This is a genomic window from Imperialibacter sp. EC-SDR9, assembly GCF_902498805.1.
In the GTDB taxonomy this organism is placed as follows: Bacteria; Bacteroidota; Bacteroidia; order Cytophagales; family Cyclobacteriaceae; genus Imperialibacter.
In genome coordinates this window covers 62,045-84,831 of record NZ_LR701584.1, presented here as the reverse complement: position 1 = coordinate 84,831, position 22,787 = coordinate 62,045, and the positions used below count along the sequence as shown (strand labels likewise).

At 45.7% G+C, this 22,787-nt stretch carries 26 protein-coding genes; all 26 read left to right on the top strand.

The window, feature by feature from the left end; all coding sequences use genetic code 11:
- The first annotated feature begins 69 nt into the window (after positions 1–69).
- The 26 genes from GC130_RS13155 to GC130_RS13040 all read left to right on the top strand — a co-directional run bounded on the left by GC130_RS13155 (position 70) and on the right by GC130_RS13040 (position 22,777).
- Complete coding sequence (locus GC130_RS13155; RefSeq protein ID WP_151998784.1) at positions 70–417, top strand: four helix bundle protein; 348 nt, start codon at positions 70–72, stop codon at positions 415–417.
- Between the two features lie 191 nt (positions 418–608).
- Complete coding sequence (locus tag GC130_RS13150) at positions 609–1,619, top strand: SDR family oxidoreductase (protein WP_151998783.1); 1,011 nt, start codon at positions 609–611, stop codon at positions 1,617–1,619.
- Positions 1,620–2,012: 393 nt separating this feature from the next.
- Positions 2,013–2,249 (top strand): DUF433 domain-containing protein, encoded by a 237-nt coding sequence (locus GC130_RS13145; RefSeq protein WP_151998782.1) that lies wholly within the window; start codon positions 2,013–2,015, stop codon positions 2,247–2,249.
- A complete protein-coding gene (locus GC130_RS28610) occupies positions 2,239–2,406 on the top strand; it encodes a hypothetical protein (protein WP_193217852.1) in 168 nt (55 codons plus the stop codon). The genes GC130_RS13145 and GC130_RS28610 overlap by 11 nt, the downstream gene beginning before the upstream one ends.
- A 32-nt stretch (positions 2,407–2,438) precedes the next feature.
- Positions 2,439–2,591 carry a hypothetical protein gene (locus GC130_RS29255; RefSeq protein WP_370455782.1) on the top strand — a complete coding sequence of 51 codons (153 nt, stop codon included), beginning with the start codon at positions 2,439–2,441 and terminating at the stop codon, positions 2,589–2,591.
- Positions 2,592–2,893: 302 nt separating this feature from the next.
- The gene (locus tag GC130_RS13140; protein WP_151998781.1) at positions 2,894–3,835 is read left to right on the top strand and encodes an NAD-dependent epimerase/dehydratase family protein; all 942 of its coding nucleotides are present in this window, start codon (positions 2,894–2,896) and stop codon (positions 3,833–3,835) included.
- A 1-nt stretch (position 3,836) separates the two neighbouring features.
- The gene (locus GC130_RS28605; RefSeq protein ID WP_193217851.1) at positions 3,837–3,974 is read left to right on the top strand and encodes a hypothetical protein; all 138 of its coding nucleotides are present in this window, start codon (positions 3,837–3,839) and stop codon (positions 3,972–3,974) included.
- Between the two features lie 140 nt (positions 3,975–4,114).
- Complete coding sequence (locus tag GC130_RS13130) at positions 4,115–4,531, top strand: FdtA/QdtA family cupin domain-containing protein (protein ID WP_151998780.1); 417 nt, start codon at positions 4,115–4,117, stop codon at positions 4,529–4,531.
- Positions 4,528–4,944: an FdtA/QdtA family cupin domain-containing protein gene (locus tag GC130_RS13125; RefSeq protein WP_151998779.1), complete on the top strand. Its 417-nt coding sequence runs from the start codon at positions 4,528–4,530 to the stop codon at positions 4,942–4,944. Before GC130_RS13130 ends, GC130_RS13125 begins: the two co-directional genes overlap by 4 nt.
- Positions 4,945–4,963: 19 nt before the next feature.
- Entirely contained in the window at positions 4,964–5,890 is a 927-nt protein-coding gene (locus GC130_RS13120; RefSeq protein ID WP_151998778.1) for a hypothetical protein, read from the top strand.
- A gap of 4 nt (positions 5,891–5,894) precedes the next feature.
- A complete protein-coding gene (locus GC130_RS13115) occupies positions 5,895–6,809 on the top strand; it encodes a DegT/DnrJ/EryC1/StrS family aminotransferase (protein ID WP_151998777.1) in 915 nt (304 codons plus the stop codon).
- Positions 6,806–7,306 (top strand): DapH/DapD/GlmU-related protein, encoded by a 501-nt coding sequence (locus GC130_RS13110; protein ID WP_151998776.1) that lies wholly within the window; start codon positions 6,806–6,808, stop codon positions 7,304–7,306. Before GC130_RS13115 ends, GC130_RS13110 begins: the two co-directional genes overlap by 4 nt.
- Positions 7,299–8,429: a DegT/DnrJ/EryC1/StrS aminotransferase family protein gene (locus tag GC130_RS13105; RefSeq protein WP_151998775.1), complete on the top strand. Its 1,131-nt coding sequence runs from the start codon at positions 7,299–7,301 to the stop codon at positions 8,427–8,429. Before GC130_RS13110 ends, GC130_RS13105 begins: the two co-directional genes overlap by 8 nt.
- A gap of 57 nt (positions 8,430–8,486) precedes the next feature.
- Positions 8,487–9,974 (top strand): O-antigen translocase, encoded by a 1,488-nt coding sequence (locus tag GC130_RS13100; RefSeq protein ID WP_151998774.1) that lies wholly within the window; start codon positions 8,487–8,489, stop codon positions 9,972–9,974.
- A 2-nt stretch (positions 9,975–9,976) separates the two neighbouring features.
- On the top strand, positions 9,977–10,951 hold the full coding sequence (locus GC130_RS13095) for a glycosyltransferase (protein WP_151998773.1): 975 nt from the start codon (positions 9,977–9,979) through the stop codon (positions 10,949–10,951).
- Positions 10,948–11,946: a glycosyltransferase family 2 protein gene (locus GC130_RS13090; RefSeq protein WP_151998772.1), complete on the top strand. Its 999-nt coding sequence runs from the start codon at positions 10,948–10,950 to the stop codon at positions 11,944–11,946. The genes GC130_RS13095 and GC130_RS13090 overlap by 4 nt, the downstream gene beginning before the upstream one ends.
- Positions 11,947–12,052: 106 nt before the next feature.
- Positions 12,053–12,706, top strand: a complete 654-nt coding sequence (locus tag GC130_RS13085; RefSeq protein ID WP_193217850.1) for a sulfotransferase — start codon at positions 12,053–12,055, stop codon at positions 12,704–12,706.
- Between the two features lie 4 nt (positions 12,707–12,710).
- Positions 12,711–13,616, top strand: a complete 906-nt coding sequence (locus GC130_RS13080; RefSeq protein WP_151998770.1) for a methionyl-tRNA formyltransferase — start codon at positions 12,711–12,713, stop codon at positions 13,614–13,616.
- Positions 13,613–14,764, top strand: coding sequence for a dTDP-4-amino-4,6-dideoxygalactose transaminase (gene rffA, locus GC130_RS13075; RefSeq protein ID WP_151998769.1), 1,152 nt, complete (start codon positions 13,613–13,615; stop codon positions 14,762–14,764). The genes GC130_RS13080 and rffA overlap by 4 nt, the downstream gene beginning before the upstream one ends.
- Positions 14,754–15,962, top strand: a complete 1,209-nt coding sequence (locus GC130_RS13070; protein WP_151998768.1) for a TDP-N-acetylfucosamine:lipid II N-acetylfucosaminyltransferase — start codon at positions 14,754–14,756, stop codon at positions 15,960–15,962. The genes rffA and GC130_RS13070 overlap by 11 nt, the downstream gene beginning before the upstream one ends.
- A 9-nt stretch (positions 15,963–15,971) precedes the next feature.
- Entirely contained in the window at positions 15,972–17,069 is a 1,098-nt protein-coding gene (gene wecB / locus GC130_RS13065) for a non-hydrolyzing UDP-N-acetylglucosamine 2-epimerase (RefSeq protein WP_151998767.1), read from the top strand.
- A complete protein-coding gene (locus GC130_RS13060) occupies positions 17,062–18,183 on the top strand; it encodes a glycosyltransferase (RefSeq protein ID WP_151998766.1) in 1,122 nt (373 codons plus the stop codon). The genes wecB and GC130_RS13060 overlap by 8 nt, the downstream gene beginning before the upstream one ends.
- Positions 18,164–19,387 carry an EpsG family protein gene (locus tag GC130_RS13055; protein WP_151998765.1) on the top strand — a complete coding sequence of 408 codons (1,224 nt, stop codon included), beginning with the start codon at positions 18,164–18,166 and terminating at the stop codon, positions 19,385–19,387. The genes GC130_RS13060 and GC130_RS13055 overlap by 20 nt, the downstream gene beginning before the upstream one ends.
- Before the next feature lies 1 nt (position 19,388).
- Positions 19,389–20,510 (top strand): polysaccharide (de)acetylase, encoded by a 1,122-nt coding sequence (locus GC130_RS13050; RefSeq protein ID WP_151998764.1) that lies wholly within the window; start codon positions 19,389–19,391, stop codon positions 20,508–20,510.
- Between the two features lie 10 nt (positions 20,511–20,520).
- Entirely contained in the window at positions 20,521–21,657 is a 1,137-nt protein-coding gene (locus tag GC130_RS13045; protein ID WP_151998763.1) for a hypothetical protein, read from the top strand.
- Entirely contained in the window at positions 21,650–22,777 is a 1,128-nt protein-coding gene (locus tag GC130_RS13040) for a CapA family protein (RefSeq protein ID WP_151998762.1), read from the top strand. The genes GC130_RS13045 and GC130_RS13040 overlap by 8 nt, the downstream gene beginning before the upstream one ends.
- The last annotated feature ends 10 nt before the right edge of the window (positions 22,778–22,787 follow it).

Sequence of the window (22,787 nt, the reverse complement as noted above, 5' to 3'; positions counted from 1 at the left end):
GTGTGAACATCCGACCCGTCCGAATATCCGAATTATCCGACCATCTGATTCGTCCGAAAGTCAAGTAACATGAAACACAACTTTGAAAAACTCAATATCTGGCAGGAAGCAGTGGATTTAGCGGTTGAAGTATGTTTAGAAGTAGATAATTCCAGAAATTTCGCCCTTAAGGATCAATTGACACGGTCTTCAATTTCTGTACCCAGTAATATTGCTGAAGGGTGTGAAAGACAGACGCCGAAAGAATTTAGTCGTTTCCTGAATATTTCCGGAGGCAGTGCTGGCGAAGTGCGTACACAGTTGATCATCGCCAAAAGGATCAATCAAATCGATGAGAGCAAAGCAGATAGCCTTGTCGATCGCTATAGGAAGTTGTCCTCGCAGATTTATGCGTTTAAGAAAAAACTGGAAGTTTGATACTCAGACAAACGGACATTCAGACTCTCAGACACTCGGACGATCCGAACATCCGACTGTCCGAACATCTGAACTGTCTGAACCACCCGACCCGTCGACCGAAGCTTTTTTCAACTGCCGAAGCTTCAGCGAAGGTAGTAGCGTAGGTTGAAGCATCTGAATTGTCCGAACCGTCCTTTAATCCATATCTCTTGAATACTAAATTATTCAACACCCCTTTCCATACCGGCTCTCTCTCCGACAAGAAATTCCTCATTACCGGAGGTGCCGGCTTCATTGGCTCTAATTTAGCCGAATACCTCCTTCGCTTCGGAGCAGGTCAAGTTCGGGTGCTCGACAACCTGAGCAATGGCTACTTCGAAAACATCGAAGAGTTCATGTCGCTTCCCAATTTCGAATTCGTTGAAGGCGACATCCGTGACCTTTCTACCTGCCAAAAAGCCGTCGATGGAATGGACTACGTCACCCATCAGGCAGCCCTGGGTTCCGTGCCCCGCTCTATCAAAGACCCTGTTACTTCAAATGAGGTAAACATTGCTGGTCATCTGAACATGTTGGTGGCAGTAAAAGAGAACAAGGGTGTAAAAAGAATGGTGTATGCAGCCTCTTCATCTACCTATGGCGACAGCCCCGATCTTCCAAAAGTAGAAGGCAGAGAAGGCAAGCCCCTTTCTCCCTATGCCGTCACCAAGGCAGTGAATGAAATGTACGCAGACGTGTTCAGCAAAACCTATGGGTTCCACACCATTGGCTTAAGGTATTTCAACGTATTTGGCCCCAACCAAAACCCCAACAATCCCTACGCTGCGGTGATTCCCATCTTTTGCCAGGCGTTTATCGAAAACAAGCAGCCCACGATTAATGGGGATGGCAAAACCACCCGGGACTTTACTTTTGTAGCGAACGCTGTGCAGGCCAATATCCGGGCGATGCTGCTGCCTGAGCTAAAACAGCATGAGGTAATGAACACCGCTTGCGGCGACCAGATCACCCTGAACGAAATGATTGGGATGCTGCAGCAAATGACAGGTAAAGACATAAAGCCGGTATACGGCCCCGAGCGCCCCGGCGACGTGAAGCACTCAAAGGCCAGCATCAACAAAATAACCAGCCTGCTCGGTTATCAACCCACGGTTCGTTTCCGGGAAGGATTGGAGTTGGTATACGAATGGTATCAATCTAAATATAAATCGTCGAAGTGACGATCATTTTTATTAGAACGTCATTCTGCCTGTCCGCCTTTTGGCGGGAGCGAGTTGAAAGAATGCTATCGATTGCCTGCATTTGATACGAGCGTGAGAATCTCCCTGAAGTGAGCGTGAAACCATATTCAAAGCCAGAATGGAATCCTTCATTGTCCGCAGCAATCTGTCGCAATGAAACGAAATCTACAGTCTCGAACTATGAAAGGCATGATTCAATGAGGACTCTGATCGCCAAGTTACACGGGTCGATCTACCCTCTATTCGCTAACTTCCTCGCCCTCCGAAGCCTCAGGAGTAGGAGGGTATCCACTACCTCATTCTTCGAGACAAACAAAATGCTACCAGTTTGGTATCTCGAAAATTTGTAACTTGGAAACAACTATAAATCAAATGGATACTCATAAGCTCCTTGAAAGGATTACGCTGAAGCCCGGCCTTATGGGTGGGAAACCTACTATCAGAGGCTTGAGATTTACTGTGGGTGATATCATTGTACTATTGTCTGACGATATGACTCATGAGGCAATATTAGAGCAGCACCCAATGTTAGAAGAAGCGGATATAAAAGCAGCTCTTTTGTATGCCTCGCTCAAGCTGAAAAACACTGTGGTGATTCATGAAGCCTGAATGGGAAATTTGGCTTGATGCCAACATTTCTCCAGCGATTGCAAAATGGATGGATGCTTATGTTGAATTGCCAGTTAAATCATCTTATAAGCTCAACTTTAATCAACTAGGGGATCAGGAAATATTTCAGATAGCCAAAAAGACTACGGCCATATAATTCTTATATCCAAGGATGCTGATTTTTCTGATTTGATAAGTAGGCTGGGCGCTCCTCCTAAATTAATTAAGATCCGGATTGGGAATTGCGACAATCAAAAGCTTTGGGATTTCATTCGCAAGCGACTATTAAACAGTATTGATTTGCTTACGAACACTGATACAGCCATCATTGAACTCAACTAACACAGAATATTTTAAGTCTTTTAGTATTGTGCTGACAGTCCGACCATCCGAAAGTCTGAACCATCCGAAAGTCCGACTTGTCAACCGAAGCCTTGGCGTAGGTTGAACCATCCGACTGTCCGAATTGTCCGAAAGTCCGAACATCTGAATCGTCCGAACATCCGAACATCCGAACATCCGAACAATCCGAACATCCGAACAATCCGAATGTCTGAATTGTCCGAACATCTGATTTGCCCGAACATCTGATTTGCCCGAACATCTGTATCGTCCGAACCATCTGAACGTCCTAAAAACACTTCATGTCAACTAAATCAAAGGTATTAGTCACAGGCGGAGCAGGTTTTATCGGCTCTCATGTGGTGGATCAACTCATGAGCGAAGGCAACTACGAAGTGATGGTGATGGACAATCTCGTCACTGGCCGGCCCAACAACCTCATGCACCATGGTGAGGCCGTTATTCTCATCAACGCCGACATTTCCGACTCGTCTTCATGGCAAACGCTAAACTTTACACCAGACTATATAATCCACCTGGCCGCTCAGGTAAGCGTGCCCGCTTCTTTTGGAGACCCGGCCTACTGCCATCGTGTTAATGTTAGCGGGTTCCTCAATATGCTGGATTTTGCCCGGGTGAGCAAGGTGAAGAAAGTAGTGTACGCCTCGAGCTCGGCCATCTATGGCGACCAGGGAGAAAGAAGAATAAGTGAGAGCGACGCACCAAATCCTTTATCGCCGTATGGAGCCAGTAAGTTGCTGAACGAATGGTATGCCGGTAAGTATCACGAGTGGTTTGGAGTGTCGGCCATCGGATTGCGGTTTTTTAATGTATATGGCCCCAGGCAGCTCAACGATTCACCCTACTCAGGTGTAATTGCCAAATTCAAACACCTGATCCAAAATGAGCAACCTGTAACCATTTTTGGAGATGGAAAGCAGACAAGAGACTTTGTGTATGTGACAGAGGTGGCAAAAGCTATTGAATTGGCTATGTTGTCTCCTGCATCGTTGAATGTCTTTAATGTTGGAACCGGTGAGCCGTGTGACCTCACCCATTTAGCCGAAATATTCTCTTCTGTTTTTGGCAGAGAACTGGTACTTCAATATCAACCAGCGAGAGAGGGCGACATTCGCCATAGCCTGGCCGATGTGGGAAAGCTTAAAACGGAATTAGGCTTTCAATCAACTATTGACTTAAAGGCAGGAGTTCGGCTCCTTACCTCAACGGAGGAAGAAAAATAGGATGCTTGATAAAATCAACATCAGCCTCTCATATGCCATCGATAATATAAGCAGTGGCAACTCCGTGAAATTGATGGGCTTCGTTGCTTGCCGGGAAGGAAAAGGCAATTTTGAGCATGATGGCCATGCAGCCGGGTGACGAAGAAAAAACCTGGGCCTGCACAAAGGTGCTTAAAGGGGTGGTAGGGTATAAGAGCAAAACGTCGCTTGCAGAAGTTGTGAAGCAGTGTGTAATTTGATTCACAGGATACCAGCATTGAAAACGAACTACTTTTGGATATGAATGTTTCCGAAGCCTCAAATCACAAAATCATAGAGTTCCCCAAAATTCTCGATGAACGGGGGAATCTGACCTTCATGGAAAATGGGCACTACATCCCTTTTGATATTAAAAGAGTATTTTGGACCTATGATGTGCCTGGGGGAGAGACCAGGGGAGCACATGCCTACAGAGAGCAACATGAGGTGATTATTGCCCTGTCGGGGTCTTTTGATGTGGTAATTACAACTGCTAACGGGCAAACGGAAAAAATCCAGCTAAATCGGTCTTATTATGGCTTGTATTTGCCCCCGATGACCTGGAGGCACATGGAAAATTTCAGCACTAATGCGTTGAGCTTCCACATCTCCAGCCACGAGTATCAGGAAAGTGATTATGTGAGAGACTTCACCTCTTTTCTAAAACTGACAAAGTGAACAAGTCAACTGTTTTTGATTGTAGTTTGCTGGAGCTCCCGAAGATAAAGGCAGCATCGGGGAGTATTACCTCCATCAATAATTTTAAAGAAATTCCCTTCGGAATAAAAAGAACATACTACTTGTATGATTTACCAAGTGCTTCTTCCAGAGGGGGGCATGCTCACAAGGACCTTCACCAACTCATCATTGCTGCAAGTGGCAGCTTCGATGTGACGTTGCAGGATGAAAGAATGAAAAGGACTGTCCAGTTGAATCAACCCAATATTGGTCTTTATTTGCCACCTGGTTTGTGGAGGGAGCTTTCCAATTTTTCAAACGGCGCCATCTGTTTGGTACTCGCCTCGGAATTATATACCGAAGAGGATTATATAAGAGAATACGATCAGTTTCTGGCATATAAATCATTGTAGCGCCAAAGCTTTTAATTACATGGAAATAGTTGAGGTATCGGGACAAGAATACAACACGCTGCTCAGCGCTGCTCACGTGTTCAATACCGTCGGCTTTAATACCCTCAACGCTGACAAGGTAGACGACATAAAATTCTTAGTATTTAAGGATTCAAAAGTACGCATGGGGTTGATTCTCGGCGTAAAAGGAGCGACAGCAAAATCTCCTTTTTCGGCGCCATTTGGAGGGTTTTCTATGGCCGGTAGTCCGTCGCTGGAGCAACTCGACGAAGCCGTCGATGCTTTGAAAAGCTGGATAGCCGGCAACCTCCTTACGGAGCTGGTTATCACTCCACCGCCACTGCTTTACGACCCTTCGGTGCTATCGAAAGTGACCAATGTGCTTTATAGAAAAGAGTTTGTCCAGAAAAATATGGATCTCAATTACGCTCTCGACCTGGAAACGGAGCTGCCCTATGCCAGTCTATTGCGGAAAAACGCCAGAAAAAACCTGAACAACGCCCTGGCCAACAAACTGGCGCTCAGGGTGTGCACCACACCAAATGAGCAAGAGGCAGCCTACAGGGTGATAGCGACCAACAGGGCAGCCAAAGGCTATCCTTTGCGAATGACCTGGCAGCAGATGCTCAGCACCACCAAAATTATTGAAGCTGATTTTTTTCTGGCGACAAAAGATGACGCAGCTGTTGCTGCTGCTATTGTATTCGCTGTAACGGACGACATCATGCAGGTGATCTACTGGGGTGATATGGTAGAGTACTCTCACTTGCGACCCGTTAATTTCCTGGCCTGTCAGCTTTTTGAGCATTATCGAAACGCTGGAAAAAAGGTATTGGACATTGGCCCATCGACTGAAGACTCTCTGCCTAACTACGGTTTGTGTGATTTCAAAGAGAGTATTGGTTGTGAGGTGAGTATTAAGCCTTCTTATATTTGGTCAGTTTGAAAGAATGGTCATAACTAACCCCGACAAATACCTTCTTCCAACTTACCGGCTAAGTCCATTTAGCACTGCTGATGTGGCGCTCAATCATGAATTACCATCCGACGACTATGCTGAAACGTATTTCGGAGAACGATTCGCCTCTCGTCGTTACAAGTATTGCATGTCGGGAAGAGCCGCCATTCACCAGGCGCTTTCTCATTATCATTTGCAGCCGGATGATGTGGTCACCATTATCACCACCACCAATAATTTCTATATCAGCAGTTGCGTGACAAATGAGATCGAGCGGTTTTGTAAATGGTCAAGAAAAATTGAGCAGGCTACAAAAGTGCTTTTTGTCAATCACGAGTTTGGCTACCCTTTGGAGGACGTAGCTGGCCTGCAAGAGCATGGCTTGCCAATTATTGAGGATTGTGCCTATTCCTTTTTGTCTCACAATACAGCTGGAAACACGGGGCTTTTGGGAGACTTCACCATTTACAGTTTTCCCAAGATATTCCCCGTTCAAATAGGGGGGCTCCTGACAATGAAGGAGGGCCTGGATGACGAGAAGTTTTCTCAGCATCCTCTGCCGAACCAAGAGCACAACTACATACAAAAGGTGGCTTCCCACTTCTTGCGAAAAACCGCTGACATTGCGAGCCAACGAATTGAGAACTATCATTTTCTCATTAACGGGCTCACCAGCATGGGATTCAGTGAACGCATTTCTCTCAGTGACGGAATAGTGCCAGGAGCTTGTCTCTTTAGCGTTAACGGTCTGCTTAACCTGCCCGAACTCAAGGAAGCATTATGGGAAAAAGGGATTCAATGTAGCATCTTTTACGGCGAAGATACATTCTTTATTCCGGTGCATCAGGCATTAAAAAAGCCTGATTTGACCTATTTTTTAAACAACATAAAAATCAACCTGAAATGAAATTTTCCAACATCATTCTGGGAAAAGACGTTGAAATTGATCCTTCTTCCAATTTTAATAATGTAGATATTGGGGACAACACCCGTATAGCTAAACGATGTAGCATATTTGGTAGCCCTGAGTTCATTCTCGAGATAGGGAAAGAGTGTTACGTTGGAATGAACACCACCATCGATGGTTACTTGGAGAAAGTGACGATTGGAGCGAATGTTAGCATTGCACAAAATGTGCACATCATGTCGGCCTCCGGGCCAAATGCGTCGAAGGCCTTTCAAAGGATATTCCCTATTGAACGAATTCCTGTCATAATTGGCAATGATTGTTGGATTGGTGCATCCTCGGTTATCATGCCTGGTGTTGAATTGGGCAAGTTTTGTATTGTAGGCGTAAACAGTTTTGTAACAAAGAGCTTTCCCGACTATTCCATTATTGGGGGAAGCCCGGCAAAGCTGATAAGGGCGCTGACTGATAAGGAAATAGGCAAGCTGCATGAGTGAAATTAAGTTTCTCGATTTACTAAAAATCAATCAGGAGCATAGAGCTGAATTGATTCAGGCGGTCACGGAAGTGATTGATTCTGGCTGGTTTCTAAATGGGGACTTCCTGACAAAATTTGAGAAGGAATTTGCGATCTACACCGGTGCGAAGCATGTAATTGGCGTAGCCAACGGGCTGGATGCCCTCAAACTCATCTTTCAATCTTATAAAGAGCAGGGAGTTTTAAACGATGGCGACGAGGTCATTGTACCTGCTCATACCTTTATCGCTTCCACACTGGCAGTGACCGACAATAAGCTGGTTCCTATATTTGTGGAGCCGGATCCGGCCAGTTTCAATATGGACATTGGCTTGATTGAGCGGCTAATCACACCCAAAACCAAAGCTATTTTGGTGGTTCATCTTTATGGCAGGGTGTGCTGGTCGGAGGAGCTGGAACGCCTGGCTGAAAAGTATCAGCTAAAAATTATTGAAGACAATGCACAGGCCGTGGGGGCCGAGTGGAAAGGCAGAAAGACCGGCTCACTCGGGCATGCTGCTGCTTTCAGCTTTTACCCGGGAAAAAACCTTGGTGCTTTAGGCGACGGGGGAGCGGTAGCTACAGCCGACGCAGACCTGGCACAAAAGGTAAAAGCCATTGCCAACTACGGCAGCGGAAGAAAATACGAACACTTGTACAAGGGCATCAACAGCCGTCTCGACGAAATACAAGCCGCCTTTTTATTAGTGAAACTGAAAGCGCTCGACGCCGGGAATGAGCGAAGGCGGGAAGTGGCCGATCGCTACCTGGCTGGCATCACGAACCCGCTTATTGAACTGCCCTCGTACCCGCAGGCGCAGGAGGGAAGCGCCGATAGAAATGGACACGTATGGCACCTTTTTGTGATCAAAGCAAAGCAACGGGAAGCCTTGCAAAATCACCTCACTGCCAGGGGTATCCAAACCCTTATTCATTACCCAACACCTCCTCACAAGCAAATGGCCTACCTGGAATACGGCCATTTTAGTTATCCTGTCAGTGAGCAAATAGCGGAACAGGTATTGAGCCTGCCGATCAGTCAGGTATTGGCGGGGGAGGAAGCAGACTTTGTCATACAAGCTGTCAATGAATTTAGTGCATAACCTTGTTGCTCCAGAGGGCTGTTTCGCCTGTTGTTACTTTGGCTACCAGAAACACTAATGTCAGATAAATCCTCCTACAGATCGATTTTTAAATCAACCTCGCTGTTTGGAGGCGTTCAGGTATTTAACATCATCATCACCATCATCAGAGGAAAATTTGTAGCGGTGCTGCTTGGACCGGCCGGAATGGGTATTAACGGGCTCTTTATGACCACCATTCAAATGCTGCAGAACATCACCAATCTTGGTTTGCCACAGTCAGCGGTGCGTGATATTGCTTCCTCGAGCAATGACCCAGGAAAAATTGCTGTCACCTATACAGTCTTTAAAAGATGGATTTGGTTCACTGCGCTACTTGGCGGGAGCCTTACTTTTTTTGGCGCTCCATTCCTGAGCCAATATGTCTTTCAAAACGACAGTTACGCCTGGGCTTTCAGGCTTCTTTCAGTGACTTTTGTCTTTGGTGCGGTTAGTGGTGGGATTTACACCCTTTTGCGAGGCCTTAGACGCCTGAAAGCCCTCGCCAGCGCCAATGTATTGGGCAGCCTGGCTGGATTGCTGGTGGCAGTACCTCTTTTTTACTTTTTTGGAATTCAGGGGATTGTTCCTGCCATCTTAGCCACAGCCATGGCCAATTTCGTGATAGCGCTGTTTTTCAAAAATCGGGAAGTTAAGATCGAATCAGCCAACCTGAACTACAAGCGAACCTTCTTTCAGGGCCTCGACATGGCAAAATTGGGCATCAGTCTGTCCGCCAGCATGCTCATGACCTCAGGAATCTCCTTCGTACTTCTCACGTTTATCAATCGGCAGGGGTCTGAAGCCGACGTGGGTTTGTACAATGCCGGCCTCACCATCACCAATACCTATGTGGGTCTGGTGTTTACGGCCCTGGCCACCGACTATTTCCCCCGCTTGGCAGAAAAAATCAATCTAAAGACAGAGGAATGGAAACAGGTGGTTCACCAGCAACTGGAGCTCATGCTCCTGATTCTGGCTCCCCTACTGGTTGTTCTGATATTGACAGCTCCTGTTTTTATAAAACTCCTCCTCAGTGAGCAGTTTTTGTCGGTCATACCTTATTTATTGTGGGCAGTCGTAGGCGTGTTTCTCAAAGCCCCGGTGTGGGTGTTGGGCTATATATTTATTGCTTCAGGCAACAATAGGGTATTTCTTGTGACAGAAGCATCTGCCGCTCTCATTCAGCTGGCACTAAATATTTTCTTTTATCAGCAGTTTGGTCTGGAAGGATTAGGGGTAGCACTTGGCTGCTCCTACTTGTTGAGTTTTTGCACGCTGCTGGTGGTTATGAAATGGATTTATGGATTTTCTTTCAATAGTAGCCAATGGAAGATAGTGCTGATTCTCTTTGTGCTTGTGCTGGCATCGGCGCTTTCAGCCAAATACCTGAACTACCCCATGGCTTACCTGAGTGGGGGATTCTTTCTAATTTTAGTAGGGTGGTTCTCTTTGCAAAAGCTTAACCAGTTGATGGATATCAGGGGTGCGATACAAAACGTGGCAACCAGGTTTAGAAAACGTTAGAGATGGCGAAACCTGAGCTAGTCACTGTGGCTGTTACTGCTTTTAATTCGGCAAAAACAATTGTCGACACACTTGATAGTGTGAAAGAGCAATCTTATCAACAATTGGAGCTGATTATTTCTGACGATGCTTCTTCTGATAATAGCGTGGAGCTGGCAAAAAAATGGCTTGAAAGCCCCGACAATAGCCGGCGGTTTGTTGATACCAAAATAATAACAGTTCCGCACAACACCGGTGTATCTGCCAATTGTAACCGATGCATTAGGGCAGCTCAGGCTGATTGGATCAAATTTATTGCCGGTGATGACATTTTAATGCCCAATTGCATCGAAGACAATATGCGGTTCGCCAATAAGAACCCCGACGCCCGGGTTATTTTCTCCCAGGTCGAAGTGTATGTCGACAATTTTCAAAAGGGGAACTTCCTGAGAGTGATACCGGCACAGTTTCCCGACAACCTGATGCATCCGGAATTTTCCGCCAATGACCAATGGAAGAGGCTGCTGGTATCGGATCGTATGCATTACACACCCTCCTATTTTTTCAATCGGACGGCCCTGGCTCAAGTAGGAAACTATGATGAAAGCAACAGGCTGGTGGAAGACTACCCCATGTGGCTTAAATTGACCGGGGCTGGTGAGCGATTGTATTACTTCCACACACCCACGGTTGGTTATCGCATGCATGCAAAGGCCCTCAATAATATTGGCGATGCTCGATTGTTCAAACCACTGTCGGTGAAAGCATTTGCTATCCGACAGCAAATGGCGCACCCTCATTTACCAAATGATATTGTTGGCAAAGAAAAGTGGGAGCAGGGTGTGAAGAAATTCTTTTTGGCGATCGGTGCCAACAAGAACACCGCCATTGCCCGTACGTTTTTCCGTTTGCTGTCAGTTTATCTGAACCCCTGGCAGTATGCATATGCAGCCAAAAAGCGACTTCCAGCCAACAAAGGGAACATATTCTATCAATGAAGCTGAGTATCATTGTGCCTGTTTATAACGTGGAGGAATACCTGGAAAGGTGTGTCCGAAGTTTGGAAGACCAGGATTTGGCCAAAGATGAGTATGAGATTATCGTGGTGAACGATGGTTCTCCCGACAACTCAAAGCAGCTCATTGAAAAACTCCAACTCGAATTTTCGAACATTATTTTAATTGACCAGGAGAACCAGGGGGTTTCCATGGCAAGGAACAATGCGATAGCACGAGCAACTGGTGAGTATATTCTGCCGATAGACCCCGACGATTATGTCCGGCCCAATACGTTAGCAAACCTGTATAACAAGGCGCACACTTTGCAGGTGGATGTGCTTTTTGGGGGCTTTGAAATTTTCGACAGGGAGGGGGTTTCAGAATGGAAAACGCAATATCAGGCGCAGGCAGAGGAGGTTTGGAGTGGGGTTGATGCGTATTTTGCTGCCAGAGGGCCAAGGGTAAAAGATCCCGACAGGTCGTGGGGAATATTATTCCGTCGCTCCTTTTTGAAAGAAGCTGAGGTTGATTATCCCCGGGACGTGCCGTATCTGGAAGACGGGCTATTTGTAGGCAAGGTATTTTCTGTAGCAAGCAGGGTAGGGTTTGACAACGAAGTTTTCTATCAAAGGACTACCCGACCGGGGTCGGCTACGCACTCGTCATTGATTAAGACTAAAAAAGGATTGGATGGCTTCCTTGTAGCCATCCAGGATGTCGACTTGTTCCTGACGAAACTTAACCACTCAGAGCAAAGCCGGCAACTTCTCAATCACCTGAAAGCCAAGTTCATATTACTGCCTTTAACTATCACCATTTCCAATCACAGGTGGTTGGGCTATTTTATAATTATATTTTCCCTTAGAAAACTTGGTGTAGAGAAAATCGACTGCGCTGGAGTCAGATCTGTCTATCTGGAATATGCCAGGGCGTTTAACCGCTCCGCTGTTCTTTTCCCTTATTTTTATTTTAAGATTACCAAGAAGAATGTATAGCCTGGGAGTTAAACTGAGCCTTTTAAATAAAATTAAGAAGCCAAATAAAAATGCAACCTTTGTCTTTGGTCTGCAAAAAAGTGGCACTTCGGCGATAACCGGGCTGTTGGCAGCATATACTGGAAAATCGGCTACCATCGATACGAAATACCTTTGGGAACCCTATAGGACTCAACTTCTGGAGGACGAATTGACGATTAAGCAATTAGTGAATCGATTTAGTTATCCCTTTTCAAAAGAGATTATCAAAGAACCTTCCGCCACTTTTTTTATCGACAAGGTTAGTGAGTTCTTCAGCCTCGAGAAGTTTATATTTATTGTCAGAAATCCTTTTGACAATATACGGAGCATTCTCAACAGACTAAACTTGCCGGGAGACGAGGATCACATTGACCCAAGCAGGATTCACCCGAACTGGCGGTATATTTTTAAAAGTGAGGGCCAGGCAAATTACATTGACACGTTAATAGCCAACTGGCTTGCAGCCAATGACCAACCTGGCTGGACTTCCCATCCGGGATGTCTGTTGATCCGGTATGAAGACTTCAATGCCGATAAAGAAGGAGTCATTGGCCACATTTCGAACCAACTTGGCTTTGGCCGTATGAACGATATCAGCGATATCGTCGACAAACAGTTTCAGCCGAAGGGATCAAGCCCCGACAGCCTGGTGGAATTTTTTGGACAAAAGAATTTTGAGAAAATAGCAAGTAAGTGTGAAAAGGTTGGGCATGAACTCGGCTACCAACGACTAGCGTGAAAAAATGCAGCCACAAGCGACACTCCAAGAGAAAGTTACCATTCTGGCTATTGGCCTGAAGGGGCTGATGTGCCTGAAGGCAATCGATCCGAACAACCTCGGCATTATTAACGGTGTTGTGGTTGGTAGCGACAAAGGAGTTGTCAACGATTATTCAAGGGAGATTCAAGTCTATTGTGAAGCCAATGGATTGAGGTTTTCGACACGGACGAGCAGCCAGCAGCTGCTGGAGAGTTCCAGATACGTTGTCGCTATCGGGTGGAGGTGGATGGTGAAGGTATCTGATAATCAGGAGCTGATCGTTTTCCATGACTCGCTATTGCCTAAGTACCGTGGATTTAACCCACTGGTTTCTGCACTGATCAACGGCGAAAAAGAGATAGGAGTAACATGTCTTTTGGGTTCAGACGATTATGACAGGGGAGAAATAATAAGTCAATATCGCAGCAGAATTGACTACCCTATCAAGATCCAGGAGGCGATTGAACTAGTGTCAGAAGGATATGCTTCTCTTTTCTCGGATCTGCTAAATGCTATAAAAGCCGCACAGGGGCTGCATCATTTGAAACAGAACGAAGAAGAGGCTACGTACTCAGTTTGGCGGGATGAGGAGGATTACAGAATTTGCTGGCAAGAGTCCTCGGATAAGATAAAACGATTCATTGACGCAGTAGGATATCCATATAAAGGAGCGAGGGCCACTTTGGGAGATCAGGAAATAATCATAGTTGAAGCTGAAGTCGCTCAGCCCTACTTTGTTGAAAACAGAGGCGTTGGTAAAGTGCTATTTAAGGACGGCGAGTTGCCGACGGTTATTTGTGGAGAAGGACTTCTGAAAATTAATAAAATTGCTGGCGCCGACGGGCAGCCGTTGAGCTTTCCGAAAAACTTCAGATATAGGTTTAAATGACGATAACTATCCCTTTTAATAAGCCTTACCTGACAGGTAAGGAAGTTCACTACATTTATCAGGCGGTGTATTCTGGGAAAATTTCCGGAAACGGAGATTTCACAAAAAAGTGCCACGACTTTTTCCAGAGCCAATACCATTTTAAAAAATGCCTGCTAACGACCAGCTGCACAGATGCCCTTGAAATGGCTGCCATACTTGCCGACATCCAGCCAGGTGATGAGGTTATCATCCCATCCTACACTTTTGTGTCAACCGCCAATGCGTTTGCATTGAGGGGAGCAAACATTGTTTTCGCTGACTCCAGAGCGGATCACCCGGGATTAAATGAAGCTGACATCGAGAAGCTCATCACGCCTAAAACAAAGGTTATTGTGCCGGTTCATTACGCAGGGGTTTCATGTGACATGGATACGGTAATGGATTTGGCAACGAAATACAACCTGATTGTGATTGAGGATGCCGCACAGGCAATCGATTCTTTTTACACGAACAAGCATGGAGAAAAACAACCCCTCGGCTCTATAGGGCATATGTCGGCCTTTTCTTTTCATGAGACCAAGAACATCATAGCCGGCGAAGGGGGTATGCTAGTGGTAAATGATGAGAGGTTTGCTGCCAGATCGGAAATTATCTGGGAAAAAGGCACCAATCGATCGGCATTTTTCAGGGGAGAAGTGAATAAATATGGATGGGTCGATATCGGTTCTTCTTTTCTTCCTTCCGAAGTAACAGCGGCATTCTTATATGCTCAGCTGGAGCACCTCAGGGACATCCAAAACAAACGGCACGCACTTTGGCAGCTTTATCTGGAGCTTTTTAGCTCTTCCGGATTGAATGATATTTATTCAACACCCATCATCCCCACTTATGCCAGCAACAATGCGCATATGTTTTATATTTTATGTCCCGATTTTGAGCATAGGCAAGGCCTTATTCAGTTTCTTAAAGAAAAAGGTATCTTATCAGTTTTCCACTACCTAAGCCTGCATCAGAGTCCGTTTTTTAAAGGGAAGTACAAAGGAGCGAAACTTGAAAAGAGCGATGAATATGCTGACACACTGCTTAGACTTCCCTTTTATAATGAGCTGGAAACCAAAGAAGTGGAGTTTATCGTGAAATCTATCGCTGAATTCAATGGCTATTGAGGATATTTCAATTGCCCACATTTGCCAGGATGAAAAGTTCATAGATGGAGCCTTTCATTCTTTCGATTTGGCCTTTCCCGGGCAAAATAAATTTTATGTGCTTGTCCCCCCCGGGGCACAAAACATAAGATATATCAGGAAGGCCTCAAACCTCACAATAGTTGTTATTGACGGGTCTGAAGTCGAGCTGTTATTGAAAGTATGTGAACAACACACCCTGGTGGTTCTCCATGGAATTACTCATAGTGTAGCACTTTTGATTGAGAGGTTTGATAAACCTGAAAAATTTGTGTGGCTCATATTGGGAGCAGAGCTGTATCAAAACCAACACATTTATACTGGCGATTTGTTTGGAAGCTTAACCACAAATCTGCGGGGGCGCTCAGAAAGAAAAGTGAGTCTTACGGATTTCTTGAGGAAAATTTATAGAAGAGTAAAGTACAAAAGACTGGCCATTTCCGAGGTATCGGTGGAGGAGCAACTGAAAGATGTTGCCAGATCAATTGGAAGGATAAAATGCTGTGCTTCCCTATTGAAGGAGGAGTTCGAATACCTGGAAAATCGCCAAAAATTGGCAGATGGAGCTTACTATTTACCTTTTACTTTTTACCCAATAGAGTATTTTATTGGCAAAGGTAAGGGAGCAAGTGTTGTGCCGCCTCGTGGAGAGAATATATTGATAGGCAATTCCGCATCTTATACCAATAATCACTTAGAGGTATTTGAAAAGCTACGGAACTTTGATTTGACAGGAAGAAAACTGATTACCCCCTTAAGTTACGGAGATCCACAATATGTGAAGGCTATCAGTGGAATTGGGTACCAGCAGTTTCCGGATATTTTTCATCCCCTGACAAAGTTTTTGACGATCGAAAGCTATAACGAGATACTATCGTCTTGCAGTATTGTTATCATGAATCACTATCGGCAGCAAGGTATAGGAAATATTCTGTCGACGATATATTTGGGATGCAAGGTCTACCTGAGCGAGGAGAGCATCCTTTATTCCTTCCTGCAAAGAATCGGGTGCCTTATTTTTTCAGTGGAGAGCGATTTGAATGCAGAAAACAGGGAAGCATTCAAACCACTGTCCCTGCCTGAAATTGAATATAATCGCAAGATATTAATCGCCGAGATTTCGTCAGACAAAGTAGTCTCAAGGCTTCAGAATGGGGTTAACGAATACCTACACTCTTAAAGAATGTAAATGAAACTTACAATTATTGCGGGCGCAAGACCGAATTTCATAAAGATTGCCCCTATTATACAGGCAATACAGAAGAACAATGATCAGGATGGAAGGAAAAAGATACAATTCAGGTTGATTCATACCGGACAGCACTATGACACCAAAATGAGTGACACCTTCTTTCAGGAGTTGAACATTCCTGAGCCAAATGTGAATTTGGGGTGTGGCGGCGGATCTCAGGCAGAACAGGCAGCAGCGATCATGATTGCTTTTGAAAAAGATTTGATTCTGCACCCGACGGATCTAGTCGTTGTGGTAGGCGATGTAACTTCTACCCTGGCTTGTTCTATCGTTGCAAAAAAGCAGGGAGTTAAGGTCGCACATGTGGAGGCTGGCATCAGGTCTTTTGACCTCACCATGCCCGAAGAAATTAACAGAATGGTGACGGATAGCATTACCGATTATTTTTTTACCACAAGCACAACGGCCAATAGCAACCTGCTGAAAGCAGGGGTTGCCGAACACAATATCTTTTTTGTAGGCAATGTGATGATCGACACGCTGCTGGCCAACAAACAAAGATTCAGGCAACCGCCTGTATGGGAGGAGGTCGGGCTGCAAAAGCAGCAATACCTCATGTTAACGCTACACCGACCATCCAATGTGGATGAAGGGCAGAAGCTGATACAGTTGATAGAGGCAATTATTGCTAACACCCGGGGATTACCGATCATTTTTCCCATCCATCCACGCACGAAATCCATTTTTCAGTCATTGGGTGCCCTGCCTGAAAACCTGCACATCATTGACCCGCTGGGTTATCTGGAATTCAACTATCTGGTGCAGCACAGCAAAGCGGTGATTACCGACTCTGGAGGCATCACAGAGGAAACAACCGTCATGGGGGTGCCCTGCCTCACCCTGAGAGACAGCACCGAGCGCCCCGAAACGGTGACGATAGGCACCAATGAATTGTTAGGGACCGGGCCAAAAGCCATTGGCGAGGCGCTCGGTCGTTTGTTTGCGGGCAACTGGAAAAAGGGGGGCATTCCTGAGTTGTGGGATGGGAAGGCAGCCGGGCGAATTGTGGAGCAGCTGATCAGGTTGCATGCATAAGCAGAAGATACTGATCGTTTCCAATGGGTTCTACCCGGAGATTTCACCCCGGTCGTTCAGGGCAACTGAGCTAGCCAAAGAGTTTGCCAGGCAAGGCCATGAGGTAAAAGTTATTTCACATGACCGGGGCGATGTAAAGCAATTTTCCACGAGGCATGGTTTTAGCTTTCAGGACATGGGGCCAATGTCGTGGCCCAAACCTGTGGTGTCAGGAACGGGATTAAAGAGGCTTGTTTCGAGGGTGGTGGTTCGCCTCACAACGTTGCTATTGGAATACCCAAATATTCAACTCCTTTTCCTTGTCAGGAAGGCACTTGCCAGCCAGTCAGGTTTTGATCTCTTGATTTCTGTGGCTGTGCCTTATCCGATCCACTGGGGGGTGGCCTGGTTCAGAAGTAGTAAGCATCCGGTAGCAGCCACCTGGGTTGCTGACTGTGGCGACCCCTATATGGGGCAGGAGAACGACACTTTCCAAGCGCCCTTTTACTTTGGGTGGGTCGAGAAATGGTTTTGCCGAAAAGCAGATTACCTGAGCGTGCCCACTCAGGGGTCCATCGGCGGATACTACCCGGAGTTTCGTCACAAAATCAGGGTTATTCCTCAGGGTTTCCGTTTTGAAGACTATCAAATGGCTGATTTCAAGCCATCCGAAAAAGTAATTTTTGGCTATGGAGGTATGTTTATTCCTGGAAAAAGAGACCCTAAAGAATTGATTGAATTTCTACTGTCTATCGAGGAGAGGTATCAGTTTGAATTCCACATTTACACCAGCACACCTCAATGGGTGTTGCCCTATACTGCCAACTCAAAAAGTATTTTGATACACCAGGTAGTGGGCCGAACCGAACTGATGCATGAGTTTTCAAAAATGGACTTTGTTGTTAATTTTACCAACATAGGAACATCGCAAACGCCTAGCAAACTCATTGATTATGCTATTTTAGGCAAGCCTATCCTAAATGTGGTGACTGGACAGCTCAGGCCCGCCGATGTCTTGTCATTTCTTGATCGGGACTTCAGCAACTCATATGTAGTAGCCGACCGAGAACAGTACCGAATTGAAAATGTAGCGCAGCTTTTTTTAAACCTTATCGATGAGACGGGAGAAAGATAACACCTTTCTGTTTTTTTTGCTGAATCCATTTTTAGGTTTTTTGCACGCATTCAAGTACAACCACGAAAGATGGTCGGTGAATGCGGTTTGGCTTTTCGTTATTTTTTACGGCTTCACTATGGCCAAGCCGGAGGGCATGGATTCGAGCCGCTATGTTCAACGGCTTAAGAACAATTATTATTCCAGCAGCTGGGAAAGTTTTGCCAGGGGGTTTTACACAGAGGAGGGTGCGCAGGTGGATTTATATGAGCCTACAGTGATCTTTTTTATGTCCCGATTTACAGAGAGTGGCGACTTGCTTTTTGCAGTGTTTGGGGTGGTGTTTGGTTATTTTTATTCAAGAAATCTTTGGATGATCCTTCGGTTTGTACCAGGGCAAATGACTACTTTTTTATGGATAATCTTTTTATCATTTGCTTTAATAATTCCCTTTTGGCATATGAATGGCGTAAGAATGTGGACAGCAGCCCATGTTTTTACCTTTGGCGTGCTTAACTATATTCTGTACCAAAAGCGAAGTGGCTACATTTTCATATTGATATCAGTACTTTTTCATTTTTCGTTTGTTGGTCCAGTGGTTTTGTTTTTTTGTTTCCGGTTTTTGCGCCTGGGTTGGCCGCTGCTCTACTATGCTTATGTATTTTCATTTGCCATTTCGGAATTAAACATTGGGGCGCTCCGCAATGTGCTCATGGCTTATTCGCCCGAATTTTTAATTCCCAGGGTTCAAAGTTATACCGGCGAGGTATACATCGACAAAGTAAATGAAACAATGCAAGGCGCAAGTTTTCATATCATCTACTATCGAAAAGTGATTGTTTGGACAATCGTCGTTTTTTTCTCGTTTATTTTTTTTAGAAGGGTTAAGAACCTGGTCGCCTACCCCTACCTCAAAGACTTGTTTGCCATTTCGCTGATTATTTTGATTTTTGGTAATATCGCATCACTAGTACCTTCAGGTGGTAGATTCCTTAGTATAGGGCAGATATTTGCCTTTGCTTTCATGTTTCTCTATTTGAAAACGGCTGAGCCCGACAAGTTTCGGTTCTGGTTTAGATATGCCAGCTATCCCATGCTTTTTCTGTTCCTGATAGTAAGCCTCCGGATTTCGCTGGAAACGATCACCGTTATGAGCGTTTTGGGGAATCCAATTTTTGCCTTGCTGATAGACGTTCACATATCCATCATTTCATTGTTCAATTAAGTTGATAGGGAAACTTCTGAGAAACTTATCGAATCTGCCAGGCTGGCGTACCGGCCGGAAGATCGTGATTATCGAGTCCGACGACTGGGGAAGTGTTAGGATGCCCTCTCTCGATATTCTTGAAAAGCTCAAGGCTGGCGGACTTGACATGGAATCAGGCGATTCTGCCAGGTATAATCAGAATGACACGCTGGCTTCGGCAGCGGATTTATCCGAACTTTTTGAGGTTCTTTTGAGTGTTAATGACAGCAATGGAAGGCCAATGGTATTCACGCCGGTGAGCCTCACAGCCAATCCTGATTTTGGAAAAATCCGGGAGTCTGGTTTCAGCCAGTATTTTTTTGAGACGCTACCTGTTACGTTCAGCCGCTTTGGATTAAGTGGCGCACTGGATTTGTGGAAGGAGGGAATTAACAAGGGAATATTTGTTCCTCAGTTTCATGGAAGGGAACACCTGAATGTTGCCGCATGGATGAGGGCCTTGCAGGAAAACGACCGGGAGACAAGGCAGGCATTTGACCTCGGCGTCTGGGGCTATACCAACAAAAATCGATTTAACGTGATGTATCAGGCTGCGTTTGATCTTGAGTTGGCAAGTGACATTGAAGGCCAAAGTGAGATTTTGCGGAGTGGACTGGATTTGTTCCAGCGGCAGTGGGGCTATAAGGCAAGCTATTTTGTTCCCCCAAATGGCCCATTGAACAATTCGCTTGAGAAAATTATAGCAAGCGAAGGGATTCAATACATTTCGTCACCAAAAATTCAAATTGAACCATTGGGTGGTGGACTCACGAAGCGAAACTTCCGGTGGTTAGGCAGGAAAAACAAATGGGGGCAATCATACATCACCCGCAATTGCTTTTTTGAACCGAGCATTCCCGGTATCGATTGGGTTGGATCCTGCCTGAATGATATATCAATTGCATTTCGCTGGCAAAAACCCGCTGTCATAAGCACCCACAGAGTGAACTTTACAGGAGGGTTAAATGAATCAAATCGAAAAAATGGCCTGGCGGCGTTTCGCAAGCTTGCAAGGCAGATAATTTCAGTTTGGCCCGAGGTTGAATTTATGACCTCCACAGAGCTGGGGCAGCTGATGGATGGCGACGGTGTAACAAAATAATTTGAAGGCAATGGCAGGCTATCCCACCACTTTACTGAAAAGATGGAAATCGAGAATAAACGCTACCCGGGTAAACGCCGCCGGCGTTCGTTTGAAAGACAAGATTTTAGTCATTGAGTCAGACGATTGGGGAGCCATCCGGACGCCATCGATGGAGGTATTGAGAAAGTTTGAGGCTGCCGGCATGGACTTATCATCGAGCATTTACCGGCACGATGCCCTGGCCAGCGAGCAGGATCTTGACCTCCTTTTTAATGTGCTGCAGGATGTGAGAAACAGCGATGGAGAGGCAGTGAAGGTAACTGGCAATTCCATCATGGCCAACCCTGATTTTGATAAGATAAGGCAGGACAATTTCGAACGATATCACTTCGAGCCCTTCACCACGACGCTTGAGAAATACCCTCAGCACGGTAAGTCTTTTGCCAAATGGCAACAAGCGATGATGTCTGACATTTTCCGACCACAATTTCACGGCCGGGAACATCTTAATATCAAGCGGTGGATGAAGAGACTACAGTCCGGAGACGACAAGGTGCGCTTTTGCTTCGATCAGCGTACCACATTTTCGGGAGCGGGGGACTATAGCTTCATGGAAGCTTTCGATTGGGATCACCGGGATGACATTGCTACGCATCGGGAAATCATCGCCGACGGGCTTGACATGTTTGAGAAAACACTTGGCTTTCGTTCAAAGTCCTTCATCGCTCCCTGCTACAATTGGGACCCTGCGCTTGACGCTGAGTTTTCAAAAATGGGTATTGACATGCTGCAGAGTACGAGAAGGCAGCTTGTACCAACAGGGCTATTTGATCAGTATACGGACAAGATTCATTTTTTTGGTGAGCGCCAAAGTGGGTGCCCCCGCTACAACGTACGCAACTGTTTTTTTGAACCAACAATGAATCCGGCTAAAGACTGGGTAGATAGCTGCTTGGCCGAGATCGGTACTGCTTTTGCTTTCCACAAGCCTGCCGTCATCTGCTCCCACAGGGTCAACTATATTGGCTTCATTGAAGAAAAGAACCGGGACAGAGGGTTGAGGGAGCTCAGCAGGTTGATGAAGGCGGTGGTGAAAAAATGGCCGGAAGTAAAATTTATGTTCACCGATCAGCTGGCTGATCAAATGGCAAAAAACGATGGTTAAAATAGGATTCACTGGTGATTTTTGCCCGCAGGAAAGAATAGAAAAAGCTTACCATCAGGGTGAATGGCAGCTATATTTCGAAGAGATTCGTGTCGAACTGAGCAAGAACGACCTGACCATCGCTGACCTTGAATGCCCGTTGACCACATCATCTCAGGGAATAGTAAAGACAGGGCCACACCTGAAATGCCATCCGGATACTGCTGATATCCTTACTTTTCTCGGTATAAGGCTGGTTGTCACAGCCAACAACCACTTTCTCGACTATGGAGAGGAAGGAATGACAAATACATTCAGCGCACTAAAAGCACGGAATATTCAGTGGTTGGGTGCTGGCTGTAACTTGAAGGAAGCATCCACCCCGCATTTTGTGGAAATAAAGGGGCTTACCTTCGGCATTATCAACTTTGCTGAGAATGAATGGTCGACCACACATGGAGCCGGAGCAGGGGTGAATCCCCTGGATGAGATTGCTATTTATAATCAAATTCGGTACGCAAAAGAGAAGTCGGACTTTGTCATTGTGATCTCTCATGGCGGGCACGAACACTATCCTTTGCCTAGCCCCAGAATGAAAAAGCTTTTCAGGTTTTTGGTAGACGCAGGAGCCAGCGCTGTGATCAACCACCACACACATATTATTTCGGGCTTCGAGGTATATAACGAAGCACCCATCTTTTATAGCCTGGGCAATTTTTGTTTCGATTGGCCTGGCAAAGCTGACTCTCCGTGGAATTTGGGCATGGTTCCGCAATTGCTTTTTGAGAAGGGGAAACCCGTGGGCTATGAAACGGCCTATGTGGAGCAAAACTCAACCAAGCCTGGAGTGTACCCATTGGCCGGAGACCGATTGTCGGAACTAATGGACAGCGTAGAAAAATTGAACACCTTTATTCAGGACGATGAATATTTGGAAAAAGCATTTGTGCAGCATGCCGACACACTGGCCAATCTCATGCTCACGTGGCTTGAGCCCTATGCGGGACGTATACTGCCGGGCTTGCGGTTCAAAGGCTGGATACCCTCGCTCAACTCGTCCAGAAAGAAAAGACTGATGACCAATTTGATCAGGTGTGAGTCGCACAGGGAAGTATTATTGAATGCATTGAATAATAAATAGCCGATTAGCC

Bases quoted from the DNA above. Each gene is read 5' to 3' on its own strand.
- GC130_RS13105 (WP_151998775.1), top strand. From the start codon at position 7,299: ATGAGTGAAATTAAGTTTCTCGATTTACTAAAAATCAATCAGGAGCAT.
- GC130_RS13110 (WP_151998776.1), top strand. From the start codon at position 6,806: ATGAAATTTTCCAACATCATTCTGGGAAAAGACGTTGAAATTGATCCT.
- rffA (WP_151998769.1), top strand. From the start codon at position 13,613: ATGACGATAACTATCCCTTTTAATAAGCCTTACCTGACAGGTAAGGAA.
- wecB (WP_151998767.1), top strand. From the start codon at position 15,972: ATGAAACTTACAATTATTGCGGGCGCAAGACCGAATTTCATAAAGATT.
- GC130_RS13115 (WP_151998777.1), top strand. From the start codon at position 5,895: ATGGTCATAACTAACCCCGACAAATACCTTCTTCCAACTTACCGGCTA.
- GC130_RS13095 (WP_151998773.1), top strand. From the start codon at position 9,977: ATGGCGAAACCTGAGCTAGTCACTGTGGCTGTTACTGCTTTTAATTCG.
- GC130_RS13130 (WP_151998780.1), top strand. From the start codon at position 4,115: ATGAATGTTTCCGAAGCCTCAAATCACAAAATCATAGAGTTCCCCAAA.
- GC130_RS13060 (WP_151998766.1), top strand. From the start codon at position 17,062: ATGCATAAGCAGAAGATACTGATCGTTTCCAATGGGTTCTACCCGGAG.
- GC130_RS13140 (WP_151998781.1), top strand. From the start codon at position 2,894: ATGTCAACTAAATCAAAGGTATTAGTCACAGGCGGAGCAGGTTTTATC.
- GC130_RS13045 (WP_151998763.1), top strand. From the start codon at position 20,521: ATGGCAGGCTATCCCACCACTTTACTGAAAAGATGGAAATCGAGAATA.
- GC130_RS13100 (WP_151998774.1), top strand. From the start codon at position 8,487: ATGTCAGATAAATCCTCCTACAGATCGATTTTTAAATCAACCTCGCTG.
- GC130_RS13090 (WP_151998772.1), top strand. From the start codon at position 10,948: ATGAAGCTGAGTATCATTGTGCCTGTTTATAACGTGGAGGAATACCTG.
- GC130_RS13080 (WP_151998770.1), top strand. From the start codon at position 12,711: ATGCAGCCACAAGCGACACTCCAAGAGAAAGTTACCATTCTGGCTATT.
- GC130_RS13155 (WP_151998784.1), top strand. From the start codon at position 70: ATGAAACACAACTTTGAAAAACTCAATATCTGGCAGGAAGCAGTGGAT.
- GC130_RS13145 (WP_151998782.1), top strand. From the start codon at position 2,013: ATGGATACTCATAAGCTCCTTGAAAGGATTACGCTGAAGCCCGGCCTT.
- GC130_RS28610 (WP_193217852.1), top strand. From the start codon at position 2,239: ATGAAGCCTGAATGGGAAATTTGGCTTGATGCCAACATTTCTCCAGCG.
- GC130_RS13070 (WP_151998768.1), top strand. From the start codon at position 14,754: ATGGCTATTGAGGATATTTCAATTGCCCACATTTGCCAGGATGAAAAG.
- GC130_RS13120 (WP_151998778.1), top strand. From the start codon at position 4,964: ATGGAAATAGTTGAGGTATCGGGACAAGAATACAACACGCTGCTCAGC.
- GC130_RS13040 (WP_151998762.1), top strand. From the start codon at position 21,650: ATGGTTAAAATAGGATTCACTGGTGATTTTTGCCCGCAGGAAAGAATA.
- GC130_RS28605 (WP_193217851.1), top strand. From the start codon at position 3,837: ATGCTTGATAAAATCAACATCAGCCTCTCATATGCCATCGATAATATA.
- GC130_RS13055 (WP_151998765.1), top strand. From the start codon at position 18,164: ATGAGACGGGAGAAAGATAACACCTTTCTGTTTTTTTTGCTGAATCCA.